Origin of the sequence: Haloferax mediterranei ATCC 33500 (genome assembly GCF_000306765.2) — an archaeon.
Lineage (GTDB): Archaea > Halobacteriota > Halobacteria > Halobacteriales > Haloferacaceae > Haloferax > Haloferax mediterranei.
In genome coordinates this window covers 319,889-334,694 of record NC_017941.2, presented here as the reverse complement: position 1 = coordinate 334,694, position 14,806 = coordinate 319,889, and the positions used below count along the sequence as shown (strand labels likewise).

Sequence of the window (14,806 nt, the reverse complement as noted above, 5' to 3'; positions counted from 1 at the left end):
GCGAACGGGGAAAATTAGGTGGTGAGTTTGCGGCGCGAGACAGAGACGCCGGACGGCGTGATGATAATCTGGTCGTCGCCCTTCTGGACGATGTCGCCGTCGACCTCGTGCGCGACCTGTCGAAGGTCGTCGATAATGTGTTCCATCGTGTTGTCGGAGGTCGTATGCCGGATGATGTCAGCGATGACCATGTTGCCGTCGTAGACGGCGTCCTTGATGGCGATGACATCCTGCTGTCCGCCGATTTCCGCGATGTGGACCGAGATGCCAGCGTCTCCGCGAGCGGTGTCAAAGTCGTCGAGGTCGAGTTCGACGTAGTCCTCGGTCGTTCGGGAGCCACCACCACCGAGAATCTTACTCATGATACCCATAGCACGTAGAGCGGTCACGACGGGGTTAGTTCTTACGTCAGACGTTTGTCGGATAATAGATATGTATCAGAGTGCAAACGATACCGCACAGGTATCACAACCGACGCTCGCGGGCGATTCCGCCGGATGTTTACCGCACTCCACCCAGTGTCACACTATGACACTCAGCATCTGTGTCCACGAGGAGTACGTCGATGCCGACGGGGTTGACCAGCATCGCTTCGGCGTGGCCGTGACGACCCGACTTCCGGGCGTCGGTGCCCTCTGTCCCTTTGCAAGTGAACACGGCGCAGTTGCGACACAGGCGGTGACGAACCCAGAACTCGGCCGCAAGGGGCTGTCGTACCTCGAAGACGGCGTCGCGGTGGACGACGCGCTCCGGTCGCTTCTGAACGCCGACGAGAGTCGTGCGGAGCGCCAACTCCACGGCGTCGATGCCGACGGGACCTTCGCCTTCACGGGGGACAACTGTCTCGGGTGGGCCGGTCACCGCGAGGGAACCCGCCACCACGAGGAAGCCGGTCACCACGGAGAAACCGGACGCCGCGAGAGAGACAACTACACTGTCGCGGGGAACCTGCTCACGGACGAGTCGGTTGTCGACGCGACGGCCGAATCCTACGAGCGAAGTAGCCGTGACAGACTACTGGTGAGACGCCTCATCGACGCGCTCGGCGCGGGTCACACCGCCGGTGGCGACAAGCGCGACGACCTCGAAATACAGAGTGCGGCGGTCGTCGTGACCTCGACCGAAGACCGCGAGATGGAGCCATACTACAACGACCTCCGGGTGGACGCGTCGAAGACGCCGCTACGAGACCTGCGCGAGACGTTCGCGCTGGCGCGAGAAGGCTACGAAGCGGCCATCGAGAAATACGCCGAGTGAGAGACGGCGCGGCCGCAACGAAGCAAAAATCAGACTGAGAAGTCGAACAGGTCGTCGCCAACGTGGTGGATGGACTCGACAACCTTTCCGGAGTCGCCGACGAGGTCGTCGCCGTCTTCGAGCGCACGGCCGACTGCGAGGACCTTGCTGTGGTTCTCTTCGGCGATGGCGACGAGGTCGCCGGCTTCGATAGATTCGTCCGCCTCGGTGATGCCGGGGCGCATCACGTCGGCCCCGCTGGAGACGAACGAAACCGCGCCCGCGTCGACGGTGACGACGTTCGTCGTCGGCGGGAACTGATTCGCACCTTTGACCGTCAAGAACGGCTGGTCATCGATGTACATAACGGCCGGTTCACCGTCGACGAGGACGATATCGTAGTCCGCATCCGCGAACTCGACTGCTTCGAAGGCGTCACCGTCGAGACGGACGCCGAGTGACGATTCGATGGATTCGCACAACGCGTCGATTTCGTCGCTGCGGAGATGGTGGCGAGACTTGACCTTCATACCGGGTCGTGGACGCTCACCGCCGATAAATCGACCGCTCCGCGTCGAACGAATACCCAGTCATCGGGGTATTCCCCACGTTGTCTGACATGTGGCCGACAGGGTGGGAAAAACTGCTAAGTACGACTGGGTCCACTTCAGTGATATGTGGCGCTCCCGGAGCAACCGGGACCGGAAGCGGGTCGTGTGCATCGCATGCGGTGACTCAGTTATCCGGTCGGCGGCGCGCGAATACGACAAAGAGGGGAACCGCTGGGAACGACACGGCAAACGATTCGAACACCTCTGTAAGGCCTGTTATCGGGAACTCTGTCATCAGCCACGCGAGGAACTCGAAGGACTCCTCGTCGACATCGAAGAACACGGCATCTCCGACGAAGAGTTCTTGGTTCGGTACTTCGACGCCGTCAAAGAGCGGTACGAACCGCCCGGCGGCCGCGAACGGTGGGACGAACGTAGTTAATACACCACAGTTCCCACACGTCGTCGCTGCTTCCACCGCTATCGGCCGGTTCCGAAACTGTGTCGGCAGTGGCCTCGTTTTCCGTCGTGCTCGCCTCGCCCGACACGCATTTCTCCCTGCCCCGTCTAGTCGGGGCCATGTCAGACGACTCGCAGGCGTATGCCGGGACCGCCGAAGGGCAAGGACCGGTGGAGATTGACGCCGAACTCGCGCGGCACCTGCAGAACAAGCGCGAAGAGTTGTTCAAGGAGTTCGAGATTCGCGACAAGTTCCCGCCGGAAGTCCTCTCGGAGGCGCGCGCCCGCACCGAAGGCGTCCACGAGGAGATCGAAGACGAACTCGAACACCGTCAGGACCTTCGGGACCTGACGACGTGGACAACTGACCCCATAGACGCACAGGACTTCGACGACGCCCTGAGCATCCGCGAGAACGAAGAAACGTACACGCTGTGGGTCCACATCGCCGACGTGACCCACTACGTCCACCCCGGGTCAGAGATGTGGGCCGAGGCCGTCAAGCGCGGCAACACCGTCTACCTGCCCGCCTACACTATCCACATGCTTCCCCCGGCGCTGGCCGAGACAGTCTGTTCGCTCGTCCCCAACGAGGACCGACTGGCGCACACCGTCGAGATGGAAATCAAGAAGGACACGCTCTCGTTCGAGTCTATCGACATCTACAAGTCCGTCATTCACTCCAACGAACGCCTCACCTACACGCAGTGTGAGAACCGCCTCGACGACCCCGAACTGCCGCTCCACGAGGAGAACGCGCTGGTGTTCGACCTCGCTGACCAGCTTCACGAACAGCGGAAGGAAGACGGCTCGCTGGTCCTCAATCCGAGTCGCGACCGCGCCCACACCATCATCGAAGAGTGCATGCTGAAGGCCAACAAGGCCGTCACGCACGAACTCATGTGGAACCGCGGCGTCGAAGCGATGTACCGCGTCCACCCACAGCCGACTCCCGACCAGTGGGACAAGGCTCTCCGTGAGATTACCGAACTCGACGGCGTGAGCATCCAGTCCACGTCGTGGGACGAACCCCGGAAAGCCGTCAACGACGCGCTCGAAAGCGCGAACTCCCGCGCGCTCAACAAGATTCAGCGCGCCGTGCTGAAGGTCATGCCCCGCGCGAAGTATATGAACGACCCCTTCGGCGGCCACTACGCGCTCAACTTCGACATCTACGGGCACTTCACCTCGCCCATCCGCCGCCTGTCGGACCTCATCAACCACTGGATTGTCCACGAAAACGACGTGCCAGAGGACCTTGTCGAACTTTGTGACCGCGCCTCGGACCGCCAGAAGGACGCCGAGACGGCCGAACGACTCTACAAGCAGTTCCTCGAAGAAGTCGGGCTCGACCCCTACGCCGTCAACAACCGCGGTATCGTCACCGTCGACGAAGACGGAGACGTTATCGACGAAAACGGGCTTCCGCCGAGCGAATAAGCGCGATACCGGGTTGCCGAAGCTCGATACTCAACCGATATTTTTCACCTCGGCACCCGTTGGGGACGTATGAATCGACTCGCCAGTGCCGTCTTCAGTGCAGTCGTCGGCTTCTGCTTCGGATTCGTCGCCGGTACACTCACCGAGGGCTGGAAAGCAGGTGCTAAAACAGGACTCCTCTCGGCCGCGGTTTCGGCTCTCGTTTCGTGGGTCATCTCGGGATTCGTCCAAGCGGAGACGATTGCCGAAGAGACGACTATCGATGGTGGCGTACGGAGCCACGAATGAGCAGGGTTACTCCGGCGTGAACGCCGGGGGAGAACGTCATTGCTTGTGGGTGAACAACAGCACGTCGCCGTCGTGCTGGGTCACACACAGGTCGAGCATCATGCTCAGTTCGAGACTGTTGTAGTCGTCTTCGCAGACAACCAGATCGTCGAAGGGGTTCTCGCACGCCGGGCAGGCGATTGCGACGGTGTTCTGGTAGGTGGTGACCCCGCCGCTTGACTCGTAGGGCGTCAGTGACGACCGAAGTTCGTCGAGTTCCTCGTCGTTCATGGGTGTGGGTGTGCGCGGAGCGTGTATAATTCTTCACGGTCGGACACACTGACTTGCCTTTTCTGTAGACGAACCCGAACGATTCTCTGAGAACGCGGGGGGAGTAACATCGAGAGAGGAGTAACGTCAACCTTACAGCGGGAACGACCGCCGCTTCGCCGCAGTTACTCTCGGCGTTCCAACGTGCCATCGAGCTGGGCGAGTTTCACCCGAGCGTGATCGACGAGCAGTTCGGCGAACTCCTGATCAGATTCATCGAATGCACCGACGTCACTCAGCACCGCCTGAAACGTCCCGAACGTTCCGATAGGAACTGTGATTGCCGACCGATAGTCGGGGTCGGCGGGCGTGATGTCAGTCGTTCTGAGATCGTCGATGACGATTGTCTCCTGACGATTGTAGGCCTGCGCGGCGACCGTTTCGTTCGCTTCGATAGGTGTCCGCTCGTAGTACTCCACTTTGCGGCTGTTAGGTTTCCATACCTCCTGAATCAGGTACCCGTCTCGTTCGATGTCAACCGTGACGAGGTCGAAATGTAGCACGTTTTCGGCAGTTTCGACGAGCGTCTCGTATACCGTGCTCTCGTCAGCCGATTGCTCGATTTTCTGTGCGGCTCTATGGAGGGCAGTTAACGTCTGTTCTCGCTCCTTTCGTTCGGTTATATCCACGGCAGCACCGACCGTCGAAAGTACCTCGCCGTTGTCGTCGAAAAGCGGTGTGAGTCTCAGGAGACACACCTTCGTGCCGTCTCCCGTCTCAATCGCCTCTTCTCTCTCGAGTGGTTCGCCGGACGACGAGACACGCTCGTCAGTAGTCCTGAACAACTCGACGAGTTCCGCATCGAACAACTCATCTAACCGTTTTCCAGTGACGTCTCGCTCGTCATCGATATCGAATAGTTCTCGGAAATTCTGATTTGTCAGAATGAACTGGCTGTCCGTGTCTCGCATCCAGAGTGCGGCCTGCACGCTATCGAGAACGCCCTGGAGCCGTCTGGTTTGTGCCTGGAGTTTCTGTTCTCGCCGTTTGCGTTCGGTGATGTCCCGAAAGTAGACGTAGATACCGTCTCCGGCCTCGGTGGGAAAAATCCGCTCTTCGACCCACCGATTCGGGTTGATATCTGATCGAGCCTCGATGGTACGCGCCTCTCCGGTGGCGAGAACGTGTTTGTACTCTTCGAACGATGCATCCGAGTCACCCTCGACAATATCGTCCTGGTAGTTGCTACCGATGAGTTCCTCGCGCGCGAGTCCCGTCAGTTCCACAGTCTGTTCGTTCACGTCTGTGACTGTGAAGTCGGCATCCATCTCAACGAATCCGTCAGTGATTCGCGTGAGCGTCTGGCGGCGCCGGCGGTTGGCACGTTCAGATTGGCGGCGTGCACGGTATTGTGCGACGGTATTCGTGATTCGATTGGCTAACACCGTGTACTGACCGGTACCGGTCTCTTTCTGGATGTAATCAGTCGCTCCGGCGGAGATTGCATCGGCTGCAACTTCTTCCGAACCTTTCCCAGTAAACAGGATAAACGGGAGGTCGGGATACTCTTCGCGGACAGCTTTGAGAAAATCGATTCCTGTCTGACCGGGCATGTCGTAGTCGCTAATGACACAGTCGATGTCGGTCTCGGCAAGCCGACACAGCCCCTCTTCCGCACTGGTTGCTGACACCACACTGAGATTCTCGTTCTCGCGTTCGAGAAATTCCGCAGTCAGGTCCGTAGAAGCCGGATCGTCATCTACGTGCAGTGCTTTAATCGTGCCAGCCATGAATATGTAGTTCAGAGTTATTGAATATAGTAATTCTGCTCACATGGTGACACTAGTCTATCCTTGAATACGGCAGGGATACTTCGTACGTGACATCGTCCTCATCGAGAGGACTCGAGTTGTCTCGAAAATACGGACCTACTCGTCCTCGCGACTCATCCCGCACGCCCACCGATAGTGCGGGTGCACCCACTCAAGCGACGCCGCGTGCGTCTCCACCCACGCTGTCGGGTCGCTCAATCGCTGTGAGAGCGATTTGGCGTCTGATTCGTGTGTTCCGTCGCGGTCGAAGGGAACCGCCTCCAACGTCCGCGAGGCGGGATTGAAGAACACTGCACGTTCGGCATCGTCGATAAGCGCAACCAAGCGCGACCCGCTCGCGTCCTTCTGGAGGAGCGTCTGTGCCATCCGGTGTTGGTGGACTCCAGAGCGCGTCTCGCGGAGTGTTGAGACGATATCGTGGAAGAGCGCAGTCGGGTCCGACGGGGGCGTTCCGTGTCCGGTCTGCATATCCTTGCCGTCGGGCGGGCGTGTAAAGAGGGTCCGCCAAGAGCGGAGTGAAAGTGGTGGTTTCGGTGGAAGTGAAGATGGATGGGAGTCTCGCCCCTTAAGCCACAAAAATTTCTCTCATATCATTGGGGTCACGCCCGGAGATATCTCCGGCGTCCGGTCCAAATGGAGAGTCCGGAGAACGTGTCGTGTACCTCTCGGAGGAAGGTGTCTTCCCAGAGCCGGAATCTCCAACGGCGGTAACGTGATAGCGGTCCATCAAACCTCCCCTTCACCAGTCAAGGCCCCTAAGTCCGGGTCGAGCGTGTTGCTATCGTCCTATATTTCGTCGTTCCGCTCTTGAGTTGATTCTCGCGGTCGGAACTCACATCTCGATAGATAGCGTCGTCAGAACGCAGTGGACTCGCGGGGTCCCCACGAACGAGCCTGCGAGTTCGTGGGGGCAAGCGAGTCCATTGACTGGAGTGAACGTAGTGAACGGAAGGAAATGGACTCGCGGGGATTTGAACCCCGGGCCTCTTCCTTGCGAAGGAAGCGATCTGCCACTGATCTACGAGCCCTCATTCCCACGGAGTCGTGGGATACACTTATACCCTATGTTTCGTCGGTAGCCGGGCATGCAATAGCATCCCGTTCCATCGGGTGGTCGTGCAGTCGTGTGGCTTCCGGCGTGTCGAATGGAAGGTGAGATGACACGCGCCTTAGCGCTGACAATCAGCTCGGAGGCAGAGTCCTCCGGACGCGCGCCTCGACAGCCGCGAGTGTGACGGACGAACCGTCACGAACGGTATGTCCGAGAGACCGGACAGAACCGTGTGCTTAGTCTTCGAGGACGATCTCGATGCTGACGTCGTTCGGAACCTGAACGCGCATCAGCTGGCGCAGAGCGCGTTCGTCAGCGTCGAGGTCGATGAGACGCTTGTGGACGCGCATCTCCCAGTGCTCCCACGTAGCCGTCCCCTCGCCGTCAGGCGATTTTCGGGCGGGGACTTCGAGCGTCTTCGTGGGCAGCGGGATCGGCCCGCTGAGGTTGACGCCCGTCTTGTTTGCAATCTCGCGGACGTCGTCGCAGATATCGTCGAGGTCTTCCGGACTCGTGCCGGCGAGCCGAACGCGTGCCTGTTGCATCGTTATCGCTCGTTGACTTCGAGCACTTTGCCGGCCGCGATGGTCTGACCCATGTCACGGACAGCGAAGCTGCCGAGTTCCGGAATCTCGGAGGACGGCTCGATGCTGAGCGGCTTCTGCGGACGGACGGTCACGATAGCAGCGTCGCCGGACTTGATGAAGTCCGGGTTCTCCTCAGCGACCTCACCCGACGCGGGGTCGAGCTTCTGGTCGATCGACTCGATGGTACACGCGACCTGCGCCGTGTGGGCGTGGAAGACCGGCGTGTAGCCAGCGGTGATGACCGAGGGGTGCTGCATGACGACGACCTGCGCCTGGAAGGTCTCGGCGACCTTCGGCGGCTCGTCGGCCGGGCCACAGACGTCGCCGCGGCGGATGTCGTCCTTGCCGACGCCACGAACGTTGAAACCAACGTTGTCGCCAGGACCAGCCTGGTCGACTTCTTCGTGGTGCATCTCGACGGTCTTGACCTCGCCGCCGACGTCAGAGGGCTGGAAGCTCACGTTGTCGCCGGGGTTGAGGGTACCCGTCTCGATACGTCCGACAGGAACCGTACCGATGCCGGAGATGGTGTAAACGTCCTGAATGGGCAGGCGCAGCGGCGCGTCCGTCGGCGGCTGCGGTGCCGGCAGGTCGTTGAGTGCCTCGAGGAGGATGTCGTCATCGTACCAGGAGGTGTTGTCGGAGCGCTCGGCGATGTTGTCGCCCTCGAAGGCGGAAATCGGCACGAACGTCGCGTCGTCCGAGTTGAAACGGACCTGCTTGAGGAGCTGGGTGACCTGCTCCTTGACGTCGTTGTACTTGTCTTCGCTGTAGTCGACGACGTCCATCTTGTTGACTGCGATGATGAGTTCGCCGATGCCCAGGGTGCGGGCGAGGAAGACGTGCTCGCGGGTCTGCGGCGCGACACCGTCGTCAGCAGCGACGACGAGGACCGCGTTGTCAGCCTGCGAAGCACCGGTGATCATGTTCTTGACGAAGTCGCGGTGGCCAGGACAGTCGACGATGGTGAAGTAGAACTCATCCGTGTCGAATTCCTGGTGGGCGATGTCGATGGTGACACCGCGCTCGCGCTCTTCTGCGAGGTTGTCCATGACGTAGGCGAATTCGAATCCGCCCTTGCCTTTCTCCTCGGCCTCCTCTCGGTGCTGCTCGATGACGTGCTCCGGGACGGAGCCGGTCTCGAACAGGAGTCGGCCGACGAGCGTACTCTTACCGTGGTCGACGTGGCCGATAATGGCCAGGTTCTGGTGGGGTTTGTCGCTCATTGGTGTATTCACGCGCTAAGGCGCTCTGTGGGGAGTGTTTTTGCTGAAACCCCTAAAACGATTTCGATACGCTCTACGAGCCGTCTAAGCGCCGTACTGCGATTTGCGGAACCATACCATACTCTCGAAATGGTGAACGACAGCAGGTGACGAAACACCGCGAGGTGGCCCCTACAGGCCAGAAAAGCCGTTACTCGAATCGGGAAACGTCCGACAAAACAGCCGTTGCCGTCTCCGGACCACCCGCTCCGCGGCCGCTAATGTTCAGTTGACCAGCGTGTTTCGTCTCCAACTGAACGATGTTCTGCGTGCCCGTGACGGCTAGCGTCGACCCCTGTGGCACCAACCGCGGAGCCACGCGGACGCCATCGGCGGTCGCCTCACCGATGAGTCGGACCGTGCGCCCGTCCTCCGCGGCGAGGTCGAGAGCGGTTCCGGGAACGTTCCGGATACCCTCCACCTCGGCGTCATCGAGACGGTACTCGGTCTCGCCGTCGCTCAAGACGTTTGCGAGGATGACGAACTTCAGAGCGGCGTCGATGCCGTCTACGTCGAACGACGGGTCCGCCTCGGCGACACCGAGGTCCTGTGCCTCCGCGAGGACGTGCTCGTAGTCGAGTCCTTCCGCGGCCATGCGCGAGAGGATGAAGTTGGCCGTCCCATTGAGGACACCGCGTGCGGCAGTCACGTGACCTGCGCCGAGGTCAGAAATCGTCGAGAGGACCGGAATCGCCCCGCCAACCGTCGCCTCGAACTGGACGCGACCCTCGCTTTCTGCTTCGAGGGCGCGCAGGTCGGCGTAGCGCTCCGCCACGGGACCTTTGTTCGCCAAGACGACGTGGCGGTCGTCGAGCAGCGCGCGCTCGACGTGCGAGAAACCCGGTTCGGCGTCACCGAGCGTGGTCGGCGTCGCCTCGATGAGTACATCGTAGTTCGTGTCGAACACCGCATCGGGGTCGGCGTCGCCAACGATGCCATCGCGCTCCTTGCGCGCGCGCACTGTCTCGGGGTCCAGCCCGGTCGAGTCGGTCACCGACGACGAAGAGTCGGCGAATGCGACAACCTCGTGTCCGTACGTACTGGCGAGGTCCAGAACGGAACCGCCGACAGCACCTGCACCGAGGACGGCGAGTCGAAGCGTCATGCTGACTCCTCCGGGAGCGGCTCGACGACATGTAGGTCTTTTTCCGCAGCGATATCGCGGACGACAGAGAGCGTCGCCGAAGTCTTGCCCGACCGCGCAGCGAGTCTCAGTCGCGCACTTGACGTTTCTTTCGTCCCAGAGGGTGCAGATAGTGACAGGTCCGTCACCGTCGCGTCCGCGGACTCCTCGATTCGGTAAAGCGTGTCCGAGAGGTCGGAGTCGACGAGGTCACCGACCAAGAGGAGCGTTATCTCCTCACCGAAGTGCTCCGCGCCGGCGCGGATGACGTTGACACCAGCGTCGCGAAGGGCGTCAACGATACCTTCGAATCGGTCCGGCGGACACTCGAGGTCCACCTCGACCGGAATGTGTCCTCGCGGGGTCAGATTCCCGCGTTCGTGGAAAATCGAGAGGAGGTTACCTCCGTTTTCGGCGATGGGCTGGAGCGCAGCGAGGAGTTGGCCGGGTTCGTCGACGAGTTCGAGCCGAACCGTGTGCGGTTTCGGCATCTCGCCGCCACCGTCGGTTTCGGCATCGCTCTCGCCGTCGAGGTCCTGTGTGCTCATCGTCCCACCTCCGTGGGCCGCCCCGACATTGTTGTCGGCGACGCGTGGCTCAGCCGTAGTTTCGCGTCGACGCACCAGGAGTCGGGATACGTGCCCCTAGGCATATGTGTTCGTGATTCGGCCACGCGGTATAAGCCTTCGTAGCCGACACGGTTTGCCGATGTCGATATCGTGCTGGCATGTGACACACGGTGCCGGACACGGGCGGCGAAAGCGACGCAGTGCCCGCGGGCCAACCGAGCAGTGCAGTCGCTGGGTGCGTAATAAACGAAAAAAGCGCGAGTGCGCTCGTTAGATGTAGTCGATAGCCTGCGAGAGTTCGAGCTTCATACCCTTACGCTCGCGAATCTCCATAATCTTCTCGCGCTGGAGATTGTCCGAGAGCACGCGGAAGCCGGCGTTCTCCGTGTTCCAGGAGGCGCGGCCTTCCGTGGCGGAGCGAACGTCCGAGGAGAAGCCAATCATCTCTTCGACGGGTGCGATACCCTCGATGACCATGAGGTCACCTTCCTGGTACATGTCGTCGACGCGGCCGCGGCGACCCTGAATCTCGCCGGAGGCCGAGCCCATGTAGTCGGACGGAACGTCGATGCGGACGTTCTGGATGGGTTCGAGGAGCTTCACCTCACCCGCGATGAGCGAGCGGTGGACCGCGTCACGCGTCGCAGGGATGACCTGTGCGGGACCACGGTGGATGGTGTCCTCGTGGAGCTTCGCGTCGTGGAGACGGAGAAGCGTACCCTGGACGGGTTCCGCAGCGAGCGGACCGTCGTCGAGTGCCTCTTCGAGACCCTCGATGACGAGCTCCATCGTCTCGTTGAGGTGCTGGATACCCTTCGTGTCGTCGATGAGAATGTTCGTCCCGTGGATGTGTTCGACGTTCTGGGACGTATCCTTGTCCATGCCGGCTTCCTGCAGTGCCTCACGGCGCTCCAGTTCGGGCATGTCCATCGAGATTTCGCCGAGCTTGATGTCGTCGACGATGTCCTGCGAGAGGGGTTCCGCCGTGATGTAGAACTTGTTGTGGCGGTTGGGGGAGACACCCTCGACTTCGTGGGAGGAGCCCTGAACCTGCTCGCGGTAGACAACAATCGGCTCACCGGTGCGGACCGGGATGCCCTGGTTGTCGCGGATACGCTGCGTGATGACTTCGAGGTGGAGTTCACCCTGACCGGAGATCAGGTGCTCGCCAGTGTCCTCGTTAATCTCGATGCGGATGGTCGGGTCTTCCTTTGCGACCTGCTGGAGCGTCTCGATGAGCTTCGGCAGGTCGTCCATGCGCTCTGCCTCGACGGACTTCGTGATGACAGGCTCGGAGATGTGTTCGATGGACTCGAACGGCGTCATCTCGACGGACGAGACGGTGGAACCCGCGATGGCGTCACGGAGACCCGTAACGGCCGCGATGTTCCCTGCGGGGATACCGCGGTCGAGTTCCTCACGCTCACTCCCCATGAAGACACCGACAGACTGGACGCGGTTCTTGCCCGCAGTCCCGGAGACGTAGAGTTCCTGACCCTTGCGGATGGTACCGGAGAAGAGGCGACCCGTCGCAATTTCGCCCGCGTGGGGGTCCATCGCGATGTCGGTCACCATGAAGACGACTTCGCCGTCGTCGTCGACGTCGCGCATCTGATGCGCGAGGTCGGACTCGGCGTCACCACGCCAGACCGTCGGGATACGACGGGGCTGGGCGTCGAGCGGGTCGGGGAAGTGCTCCGCAACCATGTCGAGAACGACGTCCGAAAGCGGCGTGCGCTCGTGGAGTTCCTGACGGTTACTCGCACGTTCGAGCTCCATGATGTCGCCGAAGGAGATACCGGTCTCTTCCATCGACGGCATGGAGACACCCCACTTGTAGAGGGCAGACCCGAACGCGACGGTCCCCTCTTCGACGGAGACAGTCCAGTCGTAGTCCTTCTCTTCGGTCATGCCGCGGATGAGGTCGTTAACGTCGGAGATGACGTCGACGAGACGCTGCTGCATCTCCTCGGGACCTTCCTGCAGTTCGTTGATGAGGCGGTCGACCTTGTTGATGAACAGGGCCGGCTTGACACCCTCGCGGAGTGCCTGGCGCAGAACCGTCTCGGTCTGCGGCATGGCACCCTCGACAGCGTCGACAACGACGAGCGCACCGTCGACGGCGCGCATCGCACGCGTCACGTCGCCACCGAAGTCGACGTGGCCCGGCGTGTCGATGAGGTTGATGAGGTGGTTCTCATCTTCGTACTCGTGCGTCATCGAGACGTTTGCGGCGTCGATGGTGATGCCGCGTTCCTGTTCGTCTTCCTTCGTGTCCATCGCAAGCTGCTGGCCGGCAGTCTCGTCAGAGATCATGCCCGCACCTGCGAGGAGGTTGTCGGAGAGGGTCGTCTTGCCGTGGTCGACGTGAGCAGCGATGGCAATGTTCCGGATCTGTTCCGGCTTGTCCATCAGTTTCTCACATTCCTGGACGATCTTCTTTCGTCGGCCCATTATACAGAGGTCTACCGGCAGGAGGGTCAAAAGAGTAGTGTTTTTCCCGAGCGGATTCGACATTTTCAGCCGCCCTACTGCCGGGGTATGAGCATTTTTGTCACGATAGTCAGACTGTCTGGTGTTCGTGCGTCCGTTCGGGGGACGGCGCAAGAGTCATGTCTATCGGTAGCATTACTCAATTACGAATGGACCTCCGAGTATTCGGGGGCGCACCGGCAGACCCGTTCTTGAGCGCCGCCGACCTGTTCGAAACCGAGTTCGAGCTTTTGTATCCAGTTATCGTACACGTGCGCGAAGACCCAGATTCCCGCACGTGGGCCGGTCACTATCAGGACCACCACGTCCTCAACATTTCACGACAGGCCGCGACCAGCGCGATGGCTCGCGAGCTTGCGCTCCACGAGTTGTCGCACATGGCCCTCAACGAGGAGGGTCACGTCTCGCACTACCAATCGACACAGGAAGCCGTCTTTCTCGCCCTCGCGGGACGGACAGTCGAACGGCGAAAACTCGTCCATTGCTATCAGATTGCGAATCACTGCAAGGACATCTACGCTGATGACCTGACGCTCGCCGTCGCGCCCGCGGACAAACTCGTTCAGTTCCTCGAATCACAACTCGCGGCCGCGCTCGCTGACCGCCCCCGTTCCACTGGCAGACCGGGGTCGCAACTCGTCACCAGTGGTTCGGACCCGGAGATTACGGCGGTAAACGCGGCGTTCGCACTCGCGTTGGTCGAGCGCCACGACCTCGTCGACACGGACCACCGACTCTACGACCTCGCACACGCCGCGGCAGACGACGCGCCGTCGGTATCGTTGGAGACGTTCAAAGAACACTTCCGCACGCTCGCCGCCGACCCCTCGAAGAGCGAGTACCGGCGAACCCTCGTCGACGTGGTGAAAAACTACGTCGTCGGGTCGAACGTCGCCGCCGACTGAGACGGCCACCGGGTGTCGAAGCGAGCGCGCAGTCGAGAAATGTCGGGGGAGAGGCGAAGACGGCGTCCGCCACGGTTTCGCCGAGGAACTGCGAACAGCGTCAGCACTCAGCAGTGTGCGAAAACGGAAGAGAGATGAGAGATTACCGGGCCGCTTCTGCGACGCGCTCTTTCTCTTCTTTCTGCGAGATAGCGTACGTCTGAACGTCGTAGTCGGCCGCGCCGATGAGCTGCTGTGCGAGCGCTTCGGCGGCGGTCGTCTTGGACTTATAGGAACCGCTGAGGGTACCCTGTGCGATGAACTTCAGTGCCTCGTCGACACGGCGCTGGGGCGCAACGTCGACGGCCTGCGGGACCGAGATGCCACCGTACTTGAGACGGACGGTCTCCTCACGGGGACCGGCGTTCTCGACAGCGCTGACGAGCACCTGAACGGGATTCTCCTCGGAGCGCTCGTTGACGATTTCGAAGGCGTCCTTGACAATCTTCATCGTCTTCTGCTTGTGGCCCGTGTTGTCCTCCGTCTGCATCAGACGGTTGATGAGGCGCTCGACGATGCTGATTTCGCTCTTCTTGAACTGCTTCGAGGCGTGACGGCCCATCGTGTGGGCAATAGGCGTCGCCTTGATGTAGCGGCTCATACTGGGGTCCGTGTATTCGATTTCGGACACGTCCCAGACGCCGAACAGAAGCGCGTTCTGCTCTGCTTCCTCGCTGCTGGCGGGGGATTCAGGTTCGGGGGCGTCGCTTTCCGACATG

Annotated in this window: 16 protein-coding genes and 1 tRNA gene; 5 read left to right on the top strand and 12 right to left on the bottom strand. The window is 60.9% G+C overall.

The genetic code is table 11. From position 1 onward, the window contains the following. Positions 1-14: 14 nt before the first annotated feature. Complete coding sequence (locus HFX_RS01735) at positions 15-371, bottom strand: cell division protein SepF (RefSeq protein WP_004058128.1); 357 nt, start codon at positions 369-371, stop codon at positions 15-17. Positions 372-528: 157 nt separating this feature from the next. Between HFX_RS01735 and HFX_RS01730 the strand changes: the two genes are divergently transcribed. Further along, positions 529-1,257 carry a DUF1028 domain-containing protein gene (locus HFX_RS01730; protein WP_004058131.1) on the top strand — a complete coding sequence of 243 codons (729 nt, stop codon included), beginning with the start codon at positions 529-531 and terminating at the stop codon, positions 1,255-1,257. A gap of 29 nt (positions 1,258-1,286) precedes the next feature. Here HFX_RS01730 and HFX_RS01725 read toward each other — a convergent pair whose 3' ends face one another. Next, positions 1,287-1,766 (bottom strand): RNA-binding protein, encoded by a 480-nt coding sequence (locus HFX_RS01725; RefSeq protein WP_004058133.1) that lies wholly within the window; start codon positions 1,764-1,766, stop codon positions 1,287-1,289. A gap of 145 nt (positions 1,767-1,911) precedes the next feature. On the opposite strand from HFX_RS01725, the gene HFX_RS01720 reads away from it, so the two are divergent. The 3 genes from HFX_RS01720 (at position 1,912) to HFX_RS01710 (ending at position 3,974) form a co-directional block, all read left to right on the top strand. Further along, positions 1,912-2,229: a DUF7562 family protein gene (locus tag HFX_RS01720; RefSeq protein ID WP_004058135.1), complete on the top strand. Its 318-nt coding sequence runs from the start codon at positions 1,912-1,914 to the stop codon at positions 2,227-2,229. A gap of 137 nt (positions 2,230-2,366) precedes the next feature. After that, complete coding sequence (locus HFX_RS01715; protein ID WP_004058136.1) at positions 2,367-3,686, top strand: RNB domain-containing ribonuclease; 1,320 nt, start codon at positions 2,367-2,369, stop codon at positions 3,684-3,686. 69 nt (positions 3,687-3,755) lie between these two features. Beyond that, positions 3,756-3,974 (top strand): hypothetical protein, encoded by a 219-nt coding sequence (locus HFX_RS01710; protein ID WP_004058138.1) that lies wholly within the window; start codon positions 3,756-3,758, stop codon positions 3,972-3,974. 36 nt (positions 3,975-4,010) lie between these two features. On the opposite strand, the gene HFX_RS01705 is transcribed toward HFX_RS01710, so the two are convergent. The 9 genes from HFX_RS01705 to HFX_RS01665 form a co-directional block, all read right to left on the bottom strand. Further along, positions 4,011-4,244: a DUF7385 family protein gene (locus HFX_RS01705; RefSeq protein ID WP_004058140.1), complete on the bottom strand. Its 234-nt coding sequence runs from the start codon at positions 4,242-4,244 to the stop codon at positions 4,011-4,013. Positions 4,245-4,408: 164 nt separating this feature from the next. Continuing rightward, a complete protein-coding gene (locus tag HFX_RS01700) occupies positions 4,409-6,013 on the bottom strand; it encodes a PAS domain-containing protein (RefSeq protein WP_004058142.1) in 1,605 nt (534 codons plus the stop codon). A gap of 138 nt (positions 6,014-6,151) precedes the next feature. Next, positions 6,152-6,523 carry a hypothetical protein gene (locus HFX_RS01695; protein ID WP_004058145.1) on the bottom strand — a complete coding sequence of 124 codons (372 nt, stop codon included), beginning with the start codon at positions 6,521-6,523 and terminating at the stop codon, positions 6,152-6,154. Between the two features lie 488 nt (positions 6,524-7,011). Then, positions 7,012-7,083 (bottom strand) — tRNA-Ala (locus tag HFX_RS01690). 259 nt (positions 7,084-7,342) lie between these two features. Further along, on the bottom strand, positions 7,343-7,651 hold the full coding sequence (gene rpsJ / locus HFX_RS01685; protein ID WP_004044563.1) for a 30S ribosomal protein S10: 309 nt from the start codon (positions 7,649-7,651) through the stop codon (positions 7,343-7,345). 2 nt (positions 7,652-7,653) lie between these two features. Continuing rightward, positions 7,654-8,919, bottom strand: a complete 1,266-nt coding sequence (tuf, locus tag HFX_RS01680; protein ID WP_004058148.1) for a translation elongation factor EF-1 subunit alpha — start codon at positions 8,917-8,919, stop codon at positions 7,654-7,656. A gap of 190 nt (positions 8,920-9,109) precedes the next feature. Next, the gene (locus HFX_RS01675) at positions 9,110-10,063 is read right to left on the bottom strand and encodes a homoserine dehydrogenase (RefSeq protein ID WP_004058150.1); all 954 of its coding nucleotides are present in this window, start codon (positions 10,061-10,063) and stop codon (positions 9,110-9,112) included. Next, a complete protein-coding gene (locus HFX_RS01670) occupies positions 10,060-10,629 on the bottom strand; it encodes an amino acid-binding protein (RefSeq protein WP_014732091.1) in 570 nt (189 codons plus the stop codon). Before HFX_RS01670 ends, HFX_RS01675 begins: the two co-directional genes overlap by 4 nt. Positions 10,630-10,920: 291 nt before the next feature. Then, positions 10,921-13,104 (bottom strand): elongation factor EF-2, encoded by a 2,184-nt coding sequence (locus tag HFX_RS01665; RefSeq protein ID WP_004058155.1) that lies wholly within the window; start codon positions 13,102-13,104, stop codon positions 10,921-10,923. 188 nt (positions 13,105-13,292) lie between these two features. Here HFX_RS01665 and HFX_RS01660 point away from each other — a divergent pair, with 188 nt between their 5' ends. Continuing rightward, entirely contained in the window at positions 13,293-14,048 is a 756-nt protein-coding gene (locus HFX_RS01660; RefSeq protein ID WP_004058157.1) for a DUF5781 family protein, read from the top strand. Between the two features lie 142 nt (positions 14,049-14,190). Here HFX_RS01660 and HFX_RS01655 read toward each other — a convergent pair whose 3' ends face one another. Continuing rightward, positions 14,191-14,805: a 30S ribosomal protein S7 gene (locus tag HFX_RS01655; RefSeq protein WP_004058159.1), complete on the bottom strand. Its 615-nt coding sequence runs from the start codon at positions 14,803-14,805 to the stop codon at positions 14,191-14,193. Position 14,806: the final 1 nt, after the last annotated feature.

Coding starts and splice junctions, on each gene's coding strand:
- HFX_RS01700 (WP_004058142.1), bottom strand. CDS start 6,013: ATGGCTGGCACGATTAAAGCACTGCACGTAGATGACGATCCGGCTTCT.
- HFX_RS01695 (WP_004058145.1), bottom strand. CDS start 6,523: ATGCAGACCGGACACGGAACGCCCCCGTCGGACCCGACTGCGCTCTTC.
- HFX_RS01655 (WP_004058159.1), bottom strand. CDS start 14,805: ATGTCGGAAAGCGACGCCCCCGAACCTGAATCCCCCGCCAGCAGCGAG.
- tuf (WP_004058148.1), bottom strand. CDS start 8,919: ATGAGCGACAAACCCCACCAGAACCTGGCCATTATCGGCCACGTCGAC.
- HFX_RS01670 (WP_014732091.1), bottom strand. CDS start 10,629: ATGAGCACACAGGACCTCGACGGCGAGAGCGATGCCGAAACCGACGGT.
- HFX_RS01675 (WP_004058150.1), bottom strand. CDS start 10,063: ATGACGCTTCGACTCGCCGTCCTCGGTGCAGGTGCTGTCGGCGGTTCC.
- HFX_RS01725 (WP_004058133.1), bottom strand. CDS start 1,766: ATGAAGGTCAAGTCTCGCCACCATCTCCGCAGCGACGAAATCGACGCG.
- HFX_RS01665 (WP_004058155.1), bottom strand. CDS start 13,104: ATGGGCCGACGAAAGAAGATCGTCCAGGAATGTGAGAAACTGATGGAC.
- HFX_RS01720 (WP_004058135.1), top strand. CDS start 1,912: ATGTGGCGCTCCCGGAGCAACCGGGACCGGAAGCGGGTCGTGTGCATC.
- HFX_RS01735 (WP_004058128.1), bottom strand. CDS start 371: ATGGGTATCATGAGTAAGATTCTCGGTGGTGGTGGCTCCCGAACGACC.
- HFX_RS01710 (WP_004058138.1), top strand. CDS start 3,756: ATGAATCGACTCGCCAGTGCCGTCTTCAGTGCAGTCGTCGGCTTCTGC.
- HFX_RS01705 (WP_004058140.1), bottom strand. CDS start 4,244: ATGAACGACGAGGAACTCGACGAACTTCGGTCGTCACTGACGCCCTAC.
- HFX_RS01715 (WP_004058136.1), top strand. CDS start 2,367: ATGTCAGACGACTCGCAGGCGTATGCCGGGACCGCCGAAGGGCAAGGA.
- HFX_RS01730 (WP_004058131.1), top strand. CDS start 529: ATGACACTCAGCATCTGTGTCCACGAGGAGTACGTCGATGCCGACGGG.
- HFX_RS01660 (WP_004058157.1), top strand. CDS start 13,293: ATGGACCTCCGAGTATTCGGGGGCGCACCGGCAGACCCGTTCTTGAGC.
- rpsJ (WP_004044563.1), bottom strand. CDS start 7,651: ATGCAACAGGCACGCGTTCGGCTCGCCGGCACGAGTCCGGAAGACCTC.